This window comes from Longimycelium tulufanense (assembly GCF_014645795.1).
GTDB lineage: Bacteria > Actinomycetota > Actinomycetes > Mycobacteriales > Pseudonocardiaceae > Longimycelium > Longimycelium tulufanense.
Genome location: NZ_BMMK01000026.1, coordinates 8,680 through 24,522 on the forward strand (window position 1 = coordinate 8,680; position 15,843 = coordinate 24,522).

The window sequence follows — 15,843 nt, forward strand, 5'->3', positions numbered from 1 at the left end:
CCCACCACTGGGATGGGTCAGGGGCGGCGCAGTTGGATCGGCCCGACGCTGACCTCCAACGGCACCAGATACAGCGTCAACACGACCGCGGCCAACACCAGCAGCACGACCACACAGAACCTGAGCCACGTGGCCCAGCAACGCAAGACATGTTCGGCCAAACTGATCAGCCCGCCCGTCGGTTTCCACCGTTCGGCGTCCCTGCCGGACTGCTCGGCGCGCATGCACGTGCATTCGCCGCTGCACCCGTCCTGCCGGCCCACCGGCGGCCCCGGGGGATCTACCGTCATCCGTGCTCCGTTCAACAACGAGGGACGCAAACCTCCTCCGCGCCCACGGTGTCGGCGATGCCGGGAAGCTGACCAACGCCGTGAGGCGCGAAGGTGAGCGGAGGGCGGCTCCCCCGCGGCTGGGGGAGCCGTGCCCGCTGCTCCTCGTGATCGAACACGGATTCGACTCGCGTTATGGAGAGATGCGCGGTGATCGGCACCGTGGTGCGGTGAACGGCACGTGGGGTTTCGCTGCCTACGATCAGCCCGACTGTGTATCGCTGCGGGTAAGTCCCTACGTGGGCCCAACCTTGGGGCAGTGTCCGGCGAGCGCGGAACGAGTTGCGTCCAGCGCAAACCAGCGCTGGGGGAATGCGTCTACGGTCAGGGGGTCGGCGTCCCAGCCTCTGTCCATGGCGCTGACTAAGGCCGCCCCGCTCGCGCGGTTCGAGAACCAACACGGGCGGCGCGACCCCGCGTGGTCAAGCGGCCGCGCCTTTAGGGCGGACGAGTGCGTCGAGCACCTTGGCTGCGGCCGGATTGGCCCGTCCGCGTCCCATGTAGACGTCCTGTGTCATGGACGGGTTCGCGTGCCCGAGCAGGTCCGCAATCTTCCGTGCGGTCTGGCCCTCGTCGTCGAGTGCGGTCGCCACGGTCTTGCGACCCACATGGGTGGTGAAGTGGGGATAGCCGATCCGTGCCCGTAGCCGCCGCACCGAGCGCTGCACGTTGCAGGGGTGCCGCCAGCCCAACATGGCGGACGGGAAAATCGGCTCGTACGGGTCCGGGTTGATCGGCCTGCGCACCAGCAGCACTGTCCACAGGTAGTCCGGCAGGGGAATGACGCGGAGCGCGGCGAAGGTCTTGCCCTCGTGACGGACCAGGCCGACACCCTCGACGTAGACGATGTTGCCGCTGACCAGGACATGGCGTGGTGGGATCTTGAGGCCCTCAATCGTGATGGGTTCGTCGGTGAGGTTGACCTCTCGCCAGCGGACGGCCAGGGCCTCGCCGTAGCGCACGCCGGTGCCGAAGAGGAAGCGGATCAGGTCGGGCAGGTCGGCGCGGCGCGCCAGCCTGTCGTCGTCGACTTTCTGGAGGAAGTCGACGAGTTCGTGGTTCTCCATGGCGTGGGCGGGGCGTCGTGCCTTGCCCCGGATGCGCTTCATGCTCCGCACGGGGTTGTGTTCGAGGACGTCGTGGCGGACCGCGAGCTGGAGGACCTCGGAGATGACGGTGCGGATGCCGCGTCGGGTGTTGGGTGCCACCCCAGCGTCCTTGAGCTGCTGGAAGTAGTGCTCGAGTCGGCCGACCGTGCACTCCCTGAGCAGGAGTTGGCCGAGGGCGGGGAGCACGTGGTTGTTCAGTCGGCTGCGGTAGCGGTCGCGGGTGGTGCCGGCGACGTCGAGGTCGGTGAGCCAAAGGTTGGCGGCCTGGCAGAAGCGGGAGGCGGGGGTGAGTACCTCTCCCGTGATGCCGGCTCGTTCCTTGAGCGCCTTGTTGAGCCTGGCCTTGGCCTTGTTCTCGGTGGCACCCCAGCGTTCGACCTTACGGGTCGCGCCATCGGCATCTCGGAAGCGGGTGGAGGCGCTCCACTTCTCGGGTGTGACCCCTTCCGAAGTCACGCGGCGGGTGTGGACCGCACCCCAGGTGCCGATCTCGAGCGGTGGGCGTCCCATGCCGACCCCTCCACCTTCCGTTTCCGGTGGGTTTCCGGTGGGTTCGATCATGGTACGAGGGTCCAACGTGGACTGTCCAAGCCCTGGACCTGCGCAAACTGGTGCCCCCGGTGCGACTCGAACGCACACTGGACGGATTTTGAGTCCGCTGCCTCTGCCGATTGGGCTACGGGGGCGGGCCGCGTTACACCTTACGCGATCAGGTGGAAGGGTACCGCAGCGGGTGGTGTGATCTTGCCATGCGAGCCACCTACGTCGAGGAGCTGGGCCCACCGTCGGTGACCCGCTACGGCGACTGCCGGATCCGCAGCCGGAACAAGGATGGGTGCTCGTCCGCACAAAAGCCGTGGCGGTCAACTGGGTCGACACGTTCATTCGGTCCGGCGCGTACCGGACCCCGCTGCCCATGCCGTTCGTGATCGGACGGGACCTCGTGGCCATCGTGGAGCAGGGCAGGGCGGCCTGGCGCCCGGCGAGCGGGCCCACCCAGCTACGACGGCCACCAGGGCGCCGCGGCCGAGCTGGTGGTCGCGGACGCGACCAGAGGGCACCGCCTACCAGAGGGCATCGAGCCGGGCCGAGCCGTGGCAACCCTGCACGGCACAACGACCGCACTGCGCCGCTTGAATCGGCCCTGAAACGGGCGGAACTCCGCGCCGGAGATCGAGTGTTCGTGCACGGCGCCACCGGCGCGGTGGGTTGGCTGTGGTCCAGCTCGCAGCCGAGCGCGGCGCGCACGTCCTCGCCACGGCCCGTGAGGACGACAGCCTGCAGATGCTTCACCGGTGGGGTGCGGTCCGGGCGATCGACACCCGGACCGAGCCGCCCGAGGCGTCCAAAGTCGATATCCGCTGGGACTGTACCGGCAGCATCCCGCTCGCCGACGCGCGCTCGCCGACGCGCTGTGGGCGCTGGTGAAGCGGGGTCGCGTCGTGGTGACCGCCCGGCAGGCCGAGGACCAGGTCCCCGCCTTCGAACTCCACCTCCGCGAGGCCGCCCTCCTGGGCTTCTCGCTGTCTCACGCCACCCAAGAGGAGCAGGCATGGGCGGTGCCGGGAACTCACCACGCGTCTGGCCCGAGGGAGACCAGAGATGAAGATCGCCCACGTCCTTCCGCCGGCGAGGCGGCCCGGGCCCACGAACTGCTCGAATCCTGCGGCGGTCCACGGCCGGATCGTGCTCGTTCCATAGTGTCGCATCGATCACGGGCCGGGGGCGCCCCTGCTCGCCCCCACGCCCGGTAGGCTGCGGTTTCCGGCGTTGACCAGCGCCAAGCCGTTGCCCACAGGACCCGCAGGAGGACCCCGGTGACCCAGTCGGCTGCCGAGGCCCGGACCCGGCCCCGCCGCGTGCTCGTCGCCGAGGACGAGGCCCTCATTCGCCTCGACCTCGTGGAGATGCTGCGCGAGGAGGGGTACGAGGTGGCCGGCGAGGCCGGTGACGGTGAGGAGGCCGTCCGGCTGGCCACCGAGCTGCGCCCCGACCTCGTAATCCTGGACGTCAAGATGCCCAAGATGGACGGCATCGAGGCGGCCTCGCAGATCGCCGGCCAGCGCGTCGCCCCGGTGGTCATCCTGACCGCCTTCAGCCAGCGGGACCTGGTCGAGCGCGCCCGGGACGCCGGTGCCATGGCCTACCTGGTCAAGCCGTTCGCCAAGCGCGATTTGGTCCCCGCGATCGAGCTGGCCGTCTCCCGGTTCGCCGAGCTGCAGGCGCTGGAGGGCGAGGTTGCCGGCCTCACCGAGCGGCTGGAAACCCGCAAGGTCGTGGAGCGCGCCAAGGGACTGTTGATGAGCAAGCAGGGCCTGACCGAGCCGGAGGCCTTCCGTTGGATCCAGCGCACCGCGATGGACCGGCGCACCACGATGCGCGCGGTCGCGCAGGCGGTCCTGGAGAACCTCAACTGAGGTCGTGCGGGCCAGGCCGGTCTCACCCGCCCGGCGGCCGCTCCCGCAGGAGACAGGTGAGACGAGCGGTGCAGGTGCGGTTGCCGTTCTCGTCGGTGACGACGATCTCGTAGGTGGCTGTGCTGCGCCCGCGGTGCAGCGGCACGCACACCCCGGTCACCACGCCGTCCCGCGCCGCCCGGTGGTGCGTGCAGGACAGCTCCAGTCCCACGGCGACCCGCTCCGGCATGGCGTGCAGCCCGGCCGCGATGGAACCCAGCGTCTCGGCGAGCACCGCGTTCGCGCCCCCGTGGAGCAGGCCGTAAGGCTGCCGGTTGCCCTTCACCGGCATGGTGCCAACCACCCGGTCCGGGTCCCATGACGTGACCTGGATCCCCATCCGGTCGTACAGCTGTTCGTCGGGGAACTGGGCGTTCTCGAGCACGGGCCCTCCGGGAGGTCACACGAACGGTGGTGTCGGAGGTTCACCCTAGACTCGCGACGTGAGCAGCACCGAGGCCCGTCGCACCTCCGCCCGACCCGCAGCCAGCACCACCGCGCCCGCCGGCGGGGGGCGGCGGTTGTTGTTGCTGGACGGGCACTCGCTGGCCTACCGCGCCTTCTACGCCCTGCCGGCGGAGAACTTCCGCACCAGTACCGGCCAGACCACGAACGCGGTCTACGGCTTCACCTCGATGCTGATCAACCTGCTGCGCGACGAGCAGCCCACGCACCTGGCGGTGGCCTTCGACGTCTCCCGCACGACGTTCCGCACCGAGGCCTACGCCGAGTACAAGGCCAATCGCGCCACCACCCCGGACGACTTCCGCGGCCAGGTCAGCCTGATCCAGGACGTGCTGCGCGCCCTGGGGATCCCCGCCCTGGAACGGGAGGGCTACGAGGCGGACGACCTGATCGCCACCCTGGCCACCAAGGCCGAGGCGCAGGGCTTCGCCGTGCTCATCTGCACCGGCGACCGCGACACCCTGCAGTTGGTCACCGACAACGTCACCGTCCTCTACCCGCGCAAGGGCGTCTCCGACCTCAACCGGTTCACCCCGGCCGCGGTGCAGGAGAAGTACCAGCTCACCCCGCAGCAGTACCCGGACTTCGCCGCCCTGCGGGGTGACCCGTCGGACAACCTGCCCGGCATCCCGGGCGTGGGGGAGAAGACCGCGGCCAAGTGGGTGCGCGAGTTCGGCTCGCTGGACGCCCTGGTCGACCGGGTCGACGAGGTGCGCGGCAAGACCGGGGATGCACTGCGCGCCGCGCTGTCCTCGGTGCTGCTCAACCGGCAGCTCACCGAGCTGGTGCGCGATGTGCCGTTGGGGGTCGAGCCGGAGGAGCTGGCGTTGCGCCCCTGGGACCGCGACGCCGTGCACCGGTTGTTCGACGATCTGGAGTTCCGGGTCCTGCGGGACCGGCTGTTCGCCACGCTGTCCAGCGCCGAGCCCGAGGCCGAGGATGGCTTCGAGGTACGTGGCGGCCCGATCGCCCCGGGTGCGCTGGCCGACTGGCTGTCCTCCCACGCCTCCGACGGCGGCCGCACGGGGCTGTCCTGCCGTGGCGAGTGGGCGCGCGGCAGCGGCGACCTGACCGGCCTCGCGCTGGCCGCGGCCGACGGCGAGGGCGGCTACGTCGACGCCGTCACGCTGACACCGGAGGACGACCAGGCACTGGCCACGTGGCTGGCTGACCCGGCCCTGCCCAAGGCCGCGCACGACGTCAAGGGCCCGCTGCACGCGTTGCGCTGTCGTGGCTGGCAGCTGGCTGGGCTCACCACCGACACCATGCTCGCCGCCTACCTGGTCCGCCCCGGCCAACGCTCGTTCAGGCTCGATGACCTGGTCGTGCGCTACCTGCAGCGGGAGCTGCGGGCCGAGACCGAGCCCGACGACGGGCAGCTCTCCCTGCTGGCCGAGGCCGATGACGAGCAGGCCGCGCACGGCGAGATCCTGCGTGCCCGCGCCGTCGCCGACCTCGCCGACGCGCTCGACGCCGAGCTGGGCCGGATCGGCGGCAAGGGGCTGCTGGCCGAGCTGGAGCTGCCGTTGCTGGCGGTGCTCGCCGAGTTGGAGGCCGCCGGCATCGCGGTGGACTCCGAGCACCTAGCGGGCCTCGAGGCGCACTTCGCGGCCAAGGTGAAGCAGGCCGCCCAGGACGCCTACGCCGTGATCGGCAAGGAGATCAACCTCGGCTCGCCCAAGCAGCTGCAGGTGGTGTTGTTCGACGAGCTGGGCATGCCCAAGACCAAGCGCATCAAGACCGGCTACACCACGGACGCCGAGGCGCTGCAGAACCTCTTCATCCAGACCAGCCATCCGTTCCTGGCGCACCTGCTGGCACACCGCGACGCCAGCAAGCTGAAGACCACTGTGGACGGTCTACTGAAGTCGGTAGCCGACGACGGCCGCATCCACACCACCTTCAACCAGACGATCGCGGCGACCGGACGGTTGTCCTCCACCGACCCGAACCTGCAGAACATCCCGATCCGTACCGACGAAGGCCGGCGGATCCGGGAGGCGTTCGTGGTCGGTCCCGGCTACGCCGAGCTGATGACCGCGGACTACAGCCAGATCGAGATGCGGATCATGGCGCACCTGTCCGAGGACGCGGCGCTGATCGAGGCGTTCCAGTCGGGCGCGGACTTCCACGCCGCCACCGCCGCCCGGGTGTTCTCGGTGGGCCCGGACGAGGTCAGCCCCGCCCAGCGCGCCAAGGTTAAGGCGATGAACTACGGCTTGGCCTACGGCCTGTCCGCCTTCGGCCTCTCCCAGCAGCTGCGCATCTCCACCGAGGAAGCACGCGAGCTGATGGACGAGTACTTCGCCCGCTTCGGCGGGGTGCGCGACTACCTGCAGGCCGTGGTCGACCGGGCGCGCCGGGAGGGCTACACCGAGACGATCCTCGGTCGGCGCCGGTACCTGCCGGACCTGACCAGCGACAACCGGCAGCGGCGGGAGATGGCCGAGCGGATGGCCCTCAACGCCCCGATCCAGGGCAGCGCCGCGGACATCATCAAGGTGGCCATGCTCGGGGTGCACCGCGCGCTGGCCGAGTCCGGCCTGCGTTCCCGGATGCTGCTGCAGGTGCATGACGAGCTCGTGCTCGAGGTGGCCGACGGCGAGCGCGAGGAGGTCGAGAAGCTGGTCCGCGCCCAGATGGGCGGCGCCTACGAGCTGTCGGTGCCGCTGGAGGTGTCGGTCGGCTTCGGCCGCTCCTGGGACGACGCCGCACACTAGCGAACGCGCACCAGCAATGAGGCAATAAGGGGTGTCCGGTGCCCATTGCTCGGTGACGGGCGCAGCGAGCATCGCGGCGGGGCGACAAGGTGCGCAGCGAAGCCCGGAGGCGAGCCGTCCAACACTGCTCGGTGACGGGCGCAGCGAGCATCGCGGCGGGGCGACAAGGTGCGCAGCGAAGCCCGGAACCGAGCAATGCAACGCCGCGGGCTAGCCTCGCGGGGTGCCGTTACTCGGTCTCCACGACCCGCTTCCGTCCCGGCCCCTCCGGGTGCTCGTGGCCGGCTCCAGCAGAGTCGGGAAGACGACCATGGTTCGGGCGGTCGCTGACCGGCTGGGCCTGCCCGCCGTGGAGCTGGATGCCCTGCGCCACGGTCCGAACTGGACACCTCGACTGTCCTTTGTGGATTATGTGCGGGAGTTCAACCACGTCTTCCGCTGGATTTGGCGAACGCTTCCCCAGACCGCCCAGCGGATGCGGAAGGTGCTCTCGGGCCCGGACGGTGCACGCCTCACCATCGTCCGGCTGTGGGGACATCATCAGGTGGACCGCTGGCTGGAGAGCACGTTGCGAACGGTCGCGGAGCGGGCTGAGACGTGATGAACGCGCGACGAGCGGTGGTGGTCGGCGGTACCCGGATGTTGTCCAGGTGCGTGGCGGAACTACTGGCCGAGGGTTGGGACGTCATCATTTCCTCCCGGCACCGCGTCGAGATCACTCCAGCCAGCGAACAGCCGGAACCCAGCCGCCCCGGCGCCGCCGCCCGTTCCGCCCTGCCACCGCCCGGTCATTGGCCGACGCGCGAGTCGTCCCGTCGGACCTCCCGGTGGGTGCGGGCCGACTGGACGGAACCGGACCTGTTCGCCTCCGCGGTCGCAGATGCGCTCGACGGCCCCGCGCACCTGCTGGTCGCCTGGGTGCATGAGCCGTACCGCACGGCTGTCTTGCGCGCCGTGGCCCCGTTGCTCGACGCGGCGACGCCGGTGGTTGAGGTGTACAGCAGTTTCGCTGCGACTCCCGCCACGGGCCTGCCCGATCCGGCCCTCACCGACCACCCCACACACCGCGTGGTCCTCGGGTTCGTCCACACTGGATCGAACCGCGTGCCCACTCACCAGGAGATCTCGGCCGGTGTACTGGCCGTGATCCGCCGGGCCCTCGGTGGTGAGCCACCGCGCGTGCACGAAATAGGGCGGCCCCAGCCCTGACACCCGGGCCCCGGAACAGGGCGCACGGGTGCCAGGGCGGGCAGTCAACTGTCGGTACGCCCGGCGAGCCCGCGGATGAGCACGAGAACGGACTCCCGGACGTCCTCCCGGCTGCGCTCGGGATGGAAGACGTGCCAGTCCAACGACACCACGAGCAACGTGCCGAACAACGCCGCGGCCGCGGTGGCCGGCTGCACCCCCTCGGGGAGCCGGCCGGCCTCCTGCAACCGGTCCAGCACCCCCCGGATGATCAGCGCGAGGTCGTCCCGCAGCAGCTCCAGGGTCTCCCGCCACGCGCCCGGCGTGTGCCACATCTCGCTCACCAGGAGCTGGGCGAACGACGGGTACTCACCGAAGAAGCCCAACGCCTCGTCGACGGTGGCCTCCAACGCCCGTGACGGGTCCCGGAGCCCGGCGGCCCGCCGCAGCCGGCTGGCCAACAGCTCGACGCCGTGCCGGAGCAGGGCGTCCACCAGCGCGTCCTTGCTGCCGAAGTTGTAGTAGACGGTGCCCTTGGCCACCCCGGCCTCGGCCGCGATCTCGTCCACCGTCACGCTGGCCGCACCGCGCTCGCCGACCAGGCGCAACGCCGCGTCGAACAGCTTCTGCTTGGTGACCTCGGTGCGACCGGGCCGCGCCGGCCCGGTCCGACCACCGCGAGGCGCGCTCACAGCACCAGCTCCGGCTTGAGCTGCTTCGGTGTCCACACCTTCTGCCGCCGCGCCGCGAAGGTGGACAATGCCAGCCCCGCCACCAGGTATGCGCCGATCACCGCCACATCCTTACCCATGTCGGTCAGGGAACCGCCATAGATCAGGTGGCGCAACCCGTCGACGACGTACGACAGCGGCAACGCCCAGTGGATCGGGTGCAAGGGGGCCGGGGTGGTCTGCCACGGGAACGTGCCCCCGGCCGAGGTCAGCTGGAGGACCAGCAGCACCAGTGCCGCGAACTTGCCGACCGAACCGAGGTAGGCGTTCAGGCCGTGCAGCACGGCCGTGAAGGCCAACGAGGCCAGCACCAGGAACCCGAAGGTGGCCAGTGGATGCGCCGGGTCCAGGTCGAGCGTTGTGGTCACCACCAGGTAGAGCACGGCGACCTGGACGGCGCCGAGCAGGGCGGCCGGCAGCCACCCGCCGAGGGCGACCCGCAGCGCCGGCTGCCCGGCCGCCAACGCGCGCGCCGAGAGCGGCTTGAGCAGCAGGAACAACACGAACCCGCCGATCCACAGCGACAGCCCGAGGAAGAACGGGGCCAACCCGGCGCCGTAGGTGCCGGCCCCGGCCTGGCTCAGCTTGTTGATCGCCACCGGGTCGCCGATCGTCTCGGCGGTCGCCTTCCGGGTCGGGTCGTCGGGGTTGGGCACCTGGTCCCTGCCTGCGCCGAGCTGGTCGGCCAGCTCCCGGCTGCCGTCCTTGAGCTTGCCGGTGCCCTCGTTCACCATCCGCTGGGTACCGTCGACCGCCCGCTGTACGCCGTCGCGCAGCTCGGGAGCCTTCGCGGCCAGTCGGCCGCTGCCGTCGGCGACCTGCTGGGCACCGCCCTGCAGCTGCTCGATGCCATTGACGAGTTCGGGTGCCTTAGTGGCGAGCTTCTTGGTTCCGTCTGCCAGCTGTCCCGCACCGCCGGACAGCTGTGCGGTGCCGTCGGCCACCTTCTTGGCTCCGTCGGCCAGTTCGTTGACCTTGCCGACCGCCACCTGGGCTTCCTGGTATTTCGTGTCGATACGGTCCAGCAGGTCACAGCCCGGTGCACCCGGGTTCTCCCGGCACGTCCTGTGCAGGAGCTGGTTGAGCTCGTTGTTGGTGATCAGGTCGTGGTACTTCCGCAGTTTCGCGTTGGCGTCGTTGACCTTGTCCGCAAACTGCGCATTGCCTTCGGCGACACGTTGCGCGCCCTTGCTGAGTTCCTGGGACTTCTCCGTCAGCCGGTCGGCGCCATCCGCGAGCTGCCTCGTCTGGCCAGGCATGTCCTTGGTCTGGTTGCCTAGTTCACCAAGCCCGTTCGACACCTTCTTGGCCCCGTCAGCAAGCTTGGGAACGTCGTTGGTGAGCTTGGTCGTGCCGTCGAGCAGCTTGCGCTGGCCGTTGAGCAGTTCGCGTGCGTTGCTGTCCAGAGTCGCGCTGCCGTTCGCCAACTTGGTCGCGCCGTCGGTGGCCTGCCGCATCTTCTCCGCGATCGTCGCGAAGCCGAGGAGGAACCGGTCGGCCGCCTGCCGCCCGACCTTGCTGGACACCGCGCGGTGGATCTCGTCGACGACCTTGTTCGCGATCGTGCCCGCCAGGTAGTTGTTCGAGTCGTTGGTGGTGAGGATGATCGTGCCCTGCCGCGGCTTGAAGTCGCTCGAGGACATCAGTGCGTCGGAGAAGTCCGCGGGGAACGTGAGCGAGAACGTGTAGCGGCCGTGGCGCACCCCGTCCTCGGCGTCGGTGCGGTCGGTGCGGTGCCAGTCGAACTTCTTGGCGTCGAGTAGCTCGTTGGCCACGTCCTCGCCGGCGTGCATCTCCTTGCCGTCCTTGGCGACCCCCTGGTCCTCGACGACGAGCGCGGCGGGCACCTCGTCGAGCTTCTTGTAGGGATCCCAGTTCGCGTACAGGTACAGCGAGCCGTACATCAGCGGCACCAGCACCAGTGCCAGTACCGCCAGCTTGGGCAGCCGCCCGGTGGTGATCCGACGCAGCTCGGCGGCGGCGAGGCGGAACGAGGTCACTGTTTCCTCTCCAAGGGCTTGGTGTCGGTGACGGACGGAGCGGGCGAGGGGGCGTCGTCGGTGTCCGGTGCCGGGGGAGTGGTGGAACCATCCCGCGTACTGGCCGGCGGAGCCTCGGATGCGTCCGGCTCCCGCTCGTCCGCGGACGGGTCCGACGGCTCCGGGCCGTCCCCCACCTCCGCCGGCTCCGGCTCCTGGACAACCACGGGCGGGGGCTGGTCGTGCTCGCCGAGCCGGGCCGCGGGCACGTCCAGCAGGGCCGCCGTGGGCGGCGCGCACAGCACGACCACGGCCATGCCCTGCTCGGCCTGGGCACGGGCGAGCGACCACCACAGTTCGGGGTCACAGCCGTGCCGGTCGGGGCAGTCCAGGACCAGGCCCCGGACGCCCCGGCGGATGGCGGCCAGCTCGACCAGCAGCCGCAGCCGCAGCTCGGGCGGGACGCTGTCGAACCGGCGGTGCGCGTACTCACCGGCGTCGCGCTCGGCCAGCCAGGTGGCGACCCGGCGCCGGGAGGCGCGATGGCCGCCGAGGCCCATCTCCTCACGCACGACGAAAGCCAGGTCCAGGGCGTCCTCCGGGGCTGAGACCCCGGGCGCGTCGACGACCGCGACCCGGCGCCGGAGCCGCTCGGGGGCCTGGGCCCCGTCCAGCAGCACCGTGCCCGAGCTGGGGCGCATCCGGCCGGCCACGGCCAGTGCCAGGGCCGTGTGTCCCTGGCCGGGCTCCCCGCTGACCAGCGTCACCGCCCCGGACCGCGCCGCCAGCGACGTCGGGGGCAGCAACGGGCCCTGCGCACCGTTGACGCCCACCCGCCGGGCCTGGATCTCCACACCGCCTCCTTTGAACTGACTAGTCAGTTCAAATAATGCCGCGTAGGGGACCCAGCAGCAACCCGACGGGGTGTGATCTTCAAGACCGGGTGGGCCACCACACAGCGGGCCGAATTGCGCCCAGGGGAGAGAGGACTCGAGCCGCGGGGCCGTCGCGCAGGGGTGACCGGAGCGGGTTCCGTTGGCCAGCTGTCCCGTACCGCCGGAGGGCTGTCCGTTGCGATCGGCCACCATCGTGGCTTTGTCGGCCTGTGGGAGAAAACCCGAACGCCTACCAAGGGGAGTGGGTGACGCGCGCCTCGGGATTGGGCGGCTCAGTGTGATGAGCTGTGGGGCGCAAGGATTCGTGGTCTCCGCTCCGCACCTCAGCGGAGTGCGTCGGCGGGCCGCACCTCCCACACAGTCCACAGTGGACGATAGCCCTGTCTGGGCCAGAACACCGAGGACAGTGGGTTCGGCGGGTTGTAGTAGAGGTACGTGCCGGCCGCTCCCGTCGTGGCCAGCCGGGTGTGCACCGCATCCATCAGCTGCCGCCCGACGCCCCGGCCGCGCGCCCCGGGCAACACCGAGACACAGTTGACGTACGCCCACCGGCCCGGCGGCAGGCGTACCGCCCAGCTGTCCGGGTCCGGGTCGCTCCACCCGCACTCGGCCATCGCCACCGTGACGCCCTCCCGCTCGGCCAGCCACACCGGGTCGCCGGCCAGCAGCCGCGACCGCAGCATCCCCCGCTTCAGCGAGCCCGCGTCCGGCCGCACCATCGCACCGCCCACCAATGCGGAATACCGCAGCTCCGCCATGGCCAGCCCGTGCACGGCGTCGAGGTCGGCCGGGGTCGCGCGGCGGATGAGCAACCCGTCCGGGACCGTCATGGCGGCCGGTGGCGGCGCCAGGCGCACCGCCAGCACCGACAGCGGAACGAGCCCGTGGTCCAGCAGCACGCGGGTCACCGTCGCGTCCCGGCTCGGCCAGGTCACCACGCAGGACGAGTCCGGGTTGGGCGGTCCCAGCCGCTCCAGGCGCTGGCGCCACACCCGCAGCAGGGCGTCCACACCCTCCGGACCGGCGTCGCCCACCAGGGGGAACATCTCGTGGGCCTGCCGGGCCGACCACAGCGACGGCACCATGCCGGGCCCGTTCTCCGAGCGCAGCAGCACGCCCGCGACCAGCCGGCCGTCGGACAGCCCGGCGGTGACCACGTCTCCCGGCGGCAGGGCGTGGACGCGGGGCAGCAGCGGGTCGAGACCGACCAGCCGCTCGGACTGGGCCGCCAGCAGGTCCCGGCTGATGCTCACGGCGGGCGCCTCCACATGCACATCGTGCGCCCGATGGCGGTGCACCGTCACGGGCGGTGGCAGGCGAAGATCACCGTGCCGGGGAACAGCCGGCCCCGCAGCGGGCTCCACTGCCCCCACTCCCGGTCCAGCCCGGCCGGCCACTTCGGCTCGACGAGGTCGTCCAGGACGAACCCGGCCGCGCGCAGCTGCCGGACGTAGTCGCCCAGCGTGCGGTGGTGCTCGACATAGGTCGCCCGGCCCGCGTCGTCGACCTCCACGTAGGGGGTGCGGTCGAAATAGGAGTTGACCGCGGTCAGCCCGCGCGGTCCCGGGTCGTCGGGGAAGATCCAGCGCATCGGGTGGGTCACCGCGAACACCCAGCGCCCGCCGGGGCGCAATGCCCGCGCGACCTCGCGCATCACCGCGCCGGAGTCGGCCACGAACGGGATCGCCCCGAAGGCCGAGCACGCGATGTCGAACGAGCCCGCGGCGAACGGCAACTGGTCGGCGCTGGCCTGCACCAACGGAACCTCAACCCCGCTCTGTGCGGCGGCGGCCCTGGCGTGGCCGAGCATTCCGGCGGAGATGTCGAGGGCCACCACGGCGGCCCCCTGTGTGGCCAGCCAGCGAGCGCACGGCGCCGAGCCGCAACCCACCTCCAGCACCCTGGCCCCGGCCACCGGGCCGAGCAGCCCGGCCTCGGCCTCGCGCAGCCCCTCCGGGCACCACACGAAGTCGACCGTGCCCAGGAAGTCGCCGTGCTCGGCGTGGTAGTCGTCGGCGTCCGCGTCCCACCAGGCCCGGCTGGCCGCGCGCGACTCGGCCGCATCCGCCGTGCGGTTGGCCACACCCGCGGTGCCCAGTACCGCCTCGGCCGCCGCGTACCGGTGCGGCGTTTCCCGGGGCGCGGAACCGTGCGGCTGTCCACCCCCGGACCCCAGGTCCTGCGTACTCTGGCGGGTGGTTCGCGGTGGAACCGAGGAGTGGCTGATGTGGTGCGCCTGGCCGGCCACGATGCTCCTTCCGTGCGCCGGGTTTGCCCCGCGATCGCGCAGCCGCGTACGATACCCGGCGCGCAGTGGGTCTGCGCTGCCTGGCGCCGAGCAGGGTGAGTTGGCTGGGAATCAGGTCGCGCTCGTCGACGTTGTGCTGACGGCATCGTCCTCGACCTCCGCCGGCGAGCAGGACCCGCCGCGCGGACCGAAGCACGCGACGACCCGACTAACCCGTAACCGGAGCAACCCACCTGATGTCCACCGACACCACCACCGTCCCGGCTGCCAACTCCGACAAGCAGCAGGTCGCCATCAACGACGTCGGGACGGAGGAGGACTTCCTCGCCGCCGTCGACCAGACCATCAAGTACTTCAACGACGGCGACATTGTCGAAGGCACCATCGTCAAGGTCGACCGTGACGAGGTGCTGCTCGACATCGGCTACAAGACCGAGGGCGTCATCCCCTCGCGAGAGCTGTCGATCAAGCACGACGTCGACCCGGCCGAGGTGGTCAGCGTCGGTGACCACGTCGAGGCCCTCGTCCTGCAGAAGGAGGACAAGGAGGGCCGGCTGATCCTGTCCAAGAAGCGCGCCCAGTACGAGCGCGCCTGGGGCACGATCGAGGCGCTCAAGGAGAAGGACGAGCCGGTCAAGGGCACCGTCATCGAGGTCGTCAAGGGTGGCCTCATCCTCGACATCGGGCTGCGCGGCTTCCTGCCCGCGTCGCTGGTGGAGATGCGCCGGGTGCGCGACCTGCAGCCGTACGTGGGCCGCGAGCTCGAGGCCAAGATCATCGAGCTGGACAAGAACCGCAACAACGTGGTGCTGTCCCGCCGCGCCTGGCTGGAGCAGACCCAGTCCGAGGTGCGCAGCGAGTTCCTCAACCAGCTGCAGAAGGGCCAGGTCCGCAAGGGCGTGGTCTCCTCGATCGTCAACTTCGGCGCGTTCGTCGACCTGGGCGGCGTGGACGGCCTGGTGCACGTCTCCGAGCTGTCCTGGAAGCACATCGACCACCCCAGCGAGGTCGTCGAGGTCGGCCAGGAGGTCACCGTCGAGGTCCTCGACGTCGACATGGAGCGCGAGCGGGTCTCGCTGTCGCTGAAGGCGACGCAGGAGGACCCGTGGCGGCAGTTCGCCCGGACCCACGCCATCGGCCAGATCGTGCCGGGCAAGGTCACCAAGCTGGTGCCCTTCGGTGCGTTCGTCCGCGTCGACGAGGGCATCGAGGGCCTGGTGCACATCTCCGAGCTGGCCGAGCGGCACGTGGAGATTCCGGAGCAGGTCGTCCAGGTGGGCGACGAGGTCATGGTCAAGGTCATCGACATCGACCTGGACCGGCGCCGCATCTCGCTGTCGCTGAAGCAGGCCAACGAAGGCTTCACGCCGGACTCGGAGTTCGACCCGACCCAGTACGGCATGGCCGCCGAGTACGACAACGAGGGCAACTACATCTACCCCGAGGGCTTCAACCCGGAGACCCAGGAGTGGGAAGACGGGTACGAGAAGCAGCGCGAGGAGTGGGAGCGGCAGTACGCCGAGGCCCACGCCCGCTACGAGATGCACATGAAGCAGGTCTCCAAGGCCGCCGAGTCTGCGGCCGAGGCCGCCGGCGGGGACCAGAACTACTCCTCCGGCACCGAGTCCGGTGGCTCGCTGGCCAGCGACGAGCAGCTCGCCGCGCTGCGGGAGCGCCTGTCCGGCGGCGCCTGATCCGCCGGTAGGGACCGCACGTCAGCCG

The 15,843-nt window shown here is 70.6% G+C and carries 14 protein-coding genes, 1 tRNA gene and 1 pseudogene; 7 read left to right on the forward strand and 9 right to left on the reverse strand.

The window, feature by feature from the left end:
- Positions 1-17: 17 nt before the first annotated feature.
- The 3 genes from IEY55_RS22685 to IEY55_RS22695 all read right to left on the reverse strand — a co-directional run bounded on the left by IEY55_RS22685 (position 18) and on the right by IEY55_RS22695 (position 2,124).
- Complete coding sequence (locus tag IEY55_RS22685) at positions 18-290, reverse strand: hypothetical protein (protein WP_189060561.1); 273 nt, start codon at positions 288-290, stop codon at positions 18-20.
- A gap of 461 nt (positions 291-751) precedes the next feature.
- Positions 752-1,948 carry a site-specific integrase gene (locus IEY55_RS22690; protein WP_189060562.1) on the reverse strand — a complete coding sequence of 399 codons (1,197 nt, stop codon included), beginning with the start codon at positions 1,946-1,948 and terminating at the stop codon, positions 752-754.
- A 99-nt stretch (positions 1,949-2,047) separates the two neighbouring features.
- A tRNA-Leu gene (locus IEY55_RS22695) sits at positions 2,048-2,124 on the reverse strand.
- Positions 2,125-2,273: 149 nt separating this feature from the next.
- On the opposite strand from IEY55_RS22695, the pseudogene IEY55_RS33075 reads away from it, so the two are divergent.
- The 3 genes and pseudogenes from IEY55_RS33075 to IEY55_RS22705 all read left to right on the forward strand — a co-directional run.
- A pseudogene (locus IEY55_RS33075) lies at positions 2,274-2,393 on the forward strand (alcohol dehydrogenase catalytic domain-containing protein); the annotation flags it as partial.
- Between the two features lie 260 nt (positions 2,394-2,653).
- Positions 2,654-2,866: a hypothetical protein gene (locus IEY55_RS22700; RefSeq protein WP_189060563.1), complete on the forward strand. Its 213-nt coding sequence runs from the start codon at positions 2,654-2,656 to the stop codon at positions 2,864-2,866.
- A gap of 389 nt (positions 2,867-3,255) precedes the next feature.
- Entirely contained in the window at positions 3,256-3,855 is a 600-nt protein-coding gene (locus IEY55_RS22705; RefSeq protein WP_189060564.1) for an ANTAR domain-containing response regulator, read from the forward strand.
- 22 nt (positions 3,856-3,877) lie between these two features.
- Here IEY55_RS22705 and IEY55_RS22710 read toward each other — a convergent pair whose 3' ends face one another.
- Positions 3,878-4,234, reverse strand: a complete 357-nt coding sequence (locus tag IEY55_RS22710) for a PaaI family thioesterase (protein WP_189060626.1) — start codon at positions 4,232-4,234, stop codon at positions 3,878-3,880.
- Between the two features lie 181 nt (positions 4,235-4,415).
- On the opposite strand from IEY55_RS22710, the gene polA reads away from it, so the two are divergent.
- The 3 genes from polA (at position 4,416) to IEY55_RS22725 (ending at position 8,288) form a co-directional block, all read left to right on the forward strand.
- Positions 4,416-7,079, forward strand: a complete 2,664-nt coding sequence (gene polA / locus IEY55_RS22715; RefSeq protein WP_189060627.1) for a DNA polymerase I — start codon at positions 4,416-4,418, stop codon at positions 7,077-7,079.
- 223 nt (positions 7,080-7,302) lie between these two features.
- Entirely contained in the window at positions 7,303-7,680 is a 378-nt protein-coding gene (locus IEY55_RS22720; protein ID WP_189060565.1) for a P-loop NTPase family protein, read from the forward strand.
- A complete protein-coding gene (locus IEY55_RS22725) occupies positions 7,680-8,288 on the forward strand; it encodes a Rossmann-fold NAD(P)-binding domain-containing protein (protein WP_189060566.1) in 609 nt (202 codons plus the stop codon). Before IEY55_RS22720 ends, IEY55_RS22725 begins: the two co-directional genes overlap by 1 nt.
- A gap of 44 nt (positions 8,289-8,332) precedes the next feature.
- Here the strand turns inward: IEY55_RS22725 and IEY55_RS22730 are convergent, their stop codons facing one another.
- The 5 genes from IEY55_RS22730 to IEY55_RS22750 form a co-directional block, all read right to left on the reverse strand.
- Positions 8,333-8,959 carry a TetR/AcrR family transcriptional regulator gene (locus IEY55_RS22730; protein WP_229686648.1) on the reverse strand — a complete coding sequence of 209 codons (627 nt, stop codon included), beginning with the start codon at positions 8,957-8,959 and terminating at the stop codon, positions 8,333-8,335.
- Positions 8,956-10,998 carry a YhgE/Pip domain-containing protein gene (locus tag IEY55_RS22735; protein ID WP_189060568.1) on the reverse strand — a complete coding sequence of 681 codons (2,043 nt, stop codon included), beginning with the start codon at positions 10,996-10,998 and terminating at the stop codon, positions 8,956-8,958. Before IEY55_RS22735 ends, IEY55_RS22730 begins: the two co-directional genes overlap by 4 nt.
- Positions 10,995-11,831 carry an ATP-binding cassette domain-containing protein gene (locus IEY55_RS22740; RefSeq protein WP_189060569.1) on the reverse strand — a complete coding sequence of 279 codons (837 nt, stop codon included), beginning with the start codon at positions 11,829-11,831 and terminating at the stop codon, positions 10,995-10,997. Before IEY55_RS22740 ends, IEY55_RS22735 begins: the two co-directional genes overlap by 4 nt.
- Before the next feature lie 365 nt (positions 11,832-12,196).
- Entirely contained in the window at positions 12,197-13,126 is a 930-nt protein-coding gene (locus IEY55_RS22745) for a GNAT family N-acetyltransferase (protein ID WP_189060570.1), read from the reverse strand.
- Between the two features lie 47 nt (positions 13,127-13,173).
- Positions 13,174-14,049: a class I SAM-dependent methyltransferase gene (locus IEY55_RS22750; RefSeq protein WP_189060628.1), complete on the reverse strand. Its 876-nt coding sequence runs from the start codon at positions 14,047-14,049 to the stop codon at positions 13,174-13,176.
- A gap of 308 nt (positions 14,050-14,357) precedes the next feature.
- Between IEY55_RS22750 and rpsA the strand changes: the two genes are divergently transcribed.
- Positions 14,358-15,815 (forward strand): 30S ribosomal protein S1, encoded by a 1,458-nt coding sequence (gene rpsA / locus IEY55_RS22755; protein WP_189060571.1) that lies wholly within the window; start codon positions 14,358-14,360, stop codon positions 15,813-15,815.
- Positions 15,816-15,843: the final 28 nt, after the last annotated feature.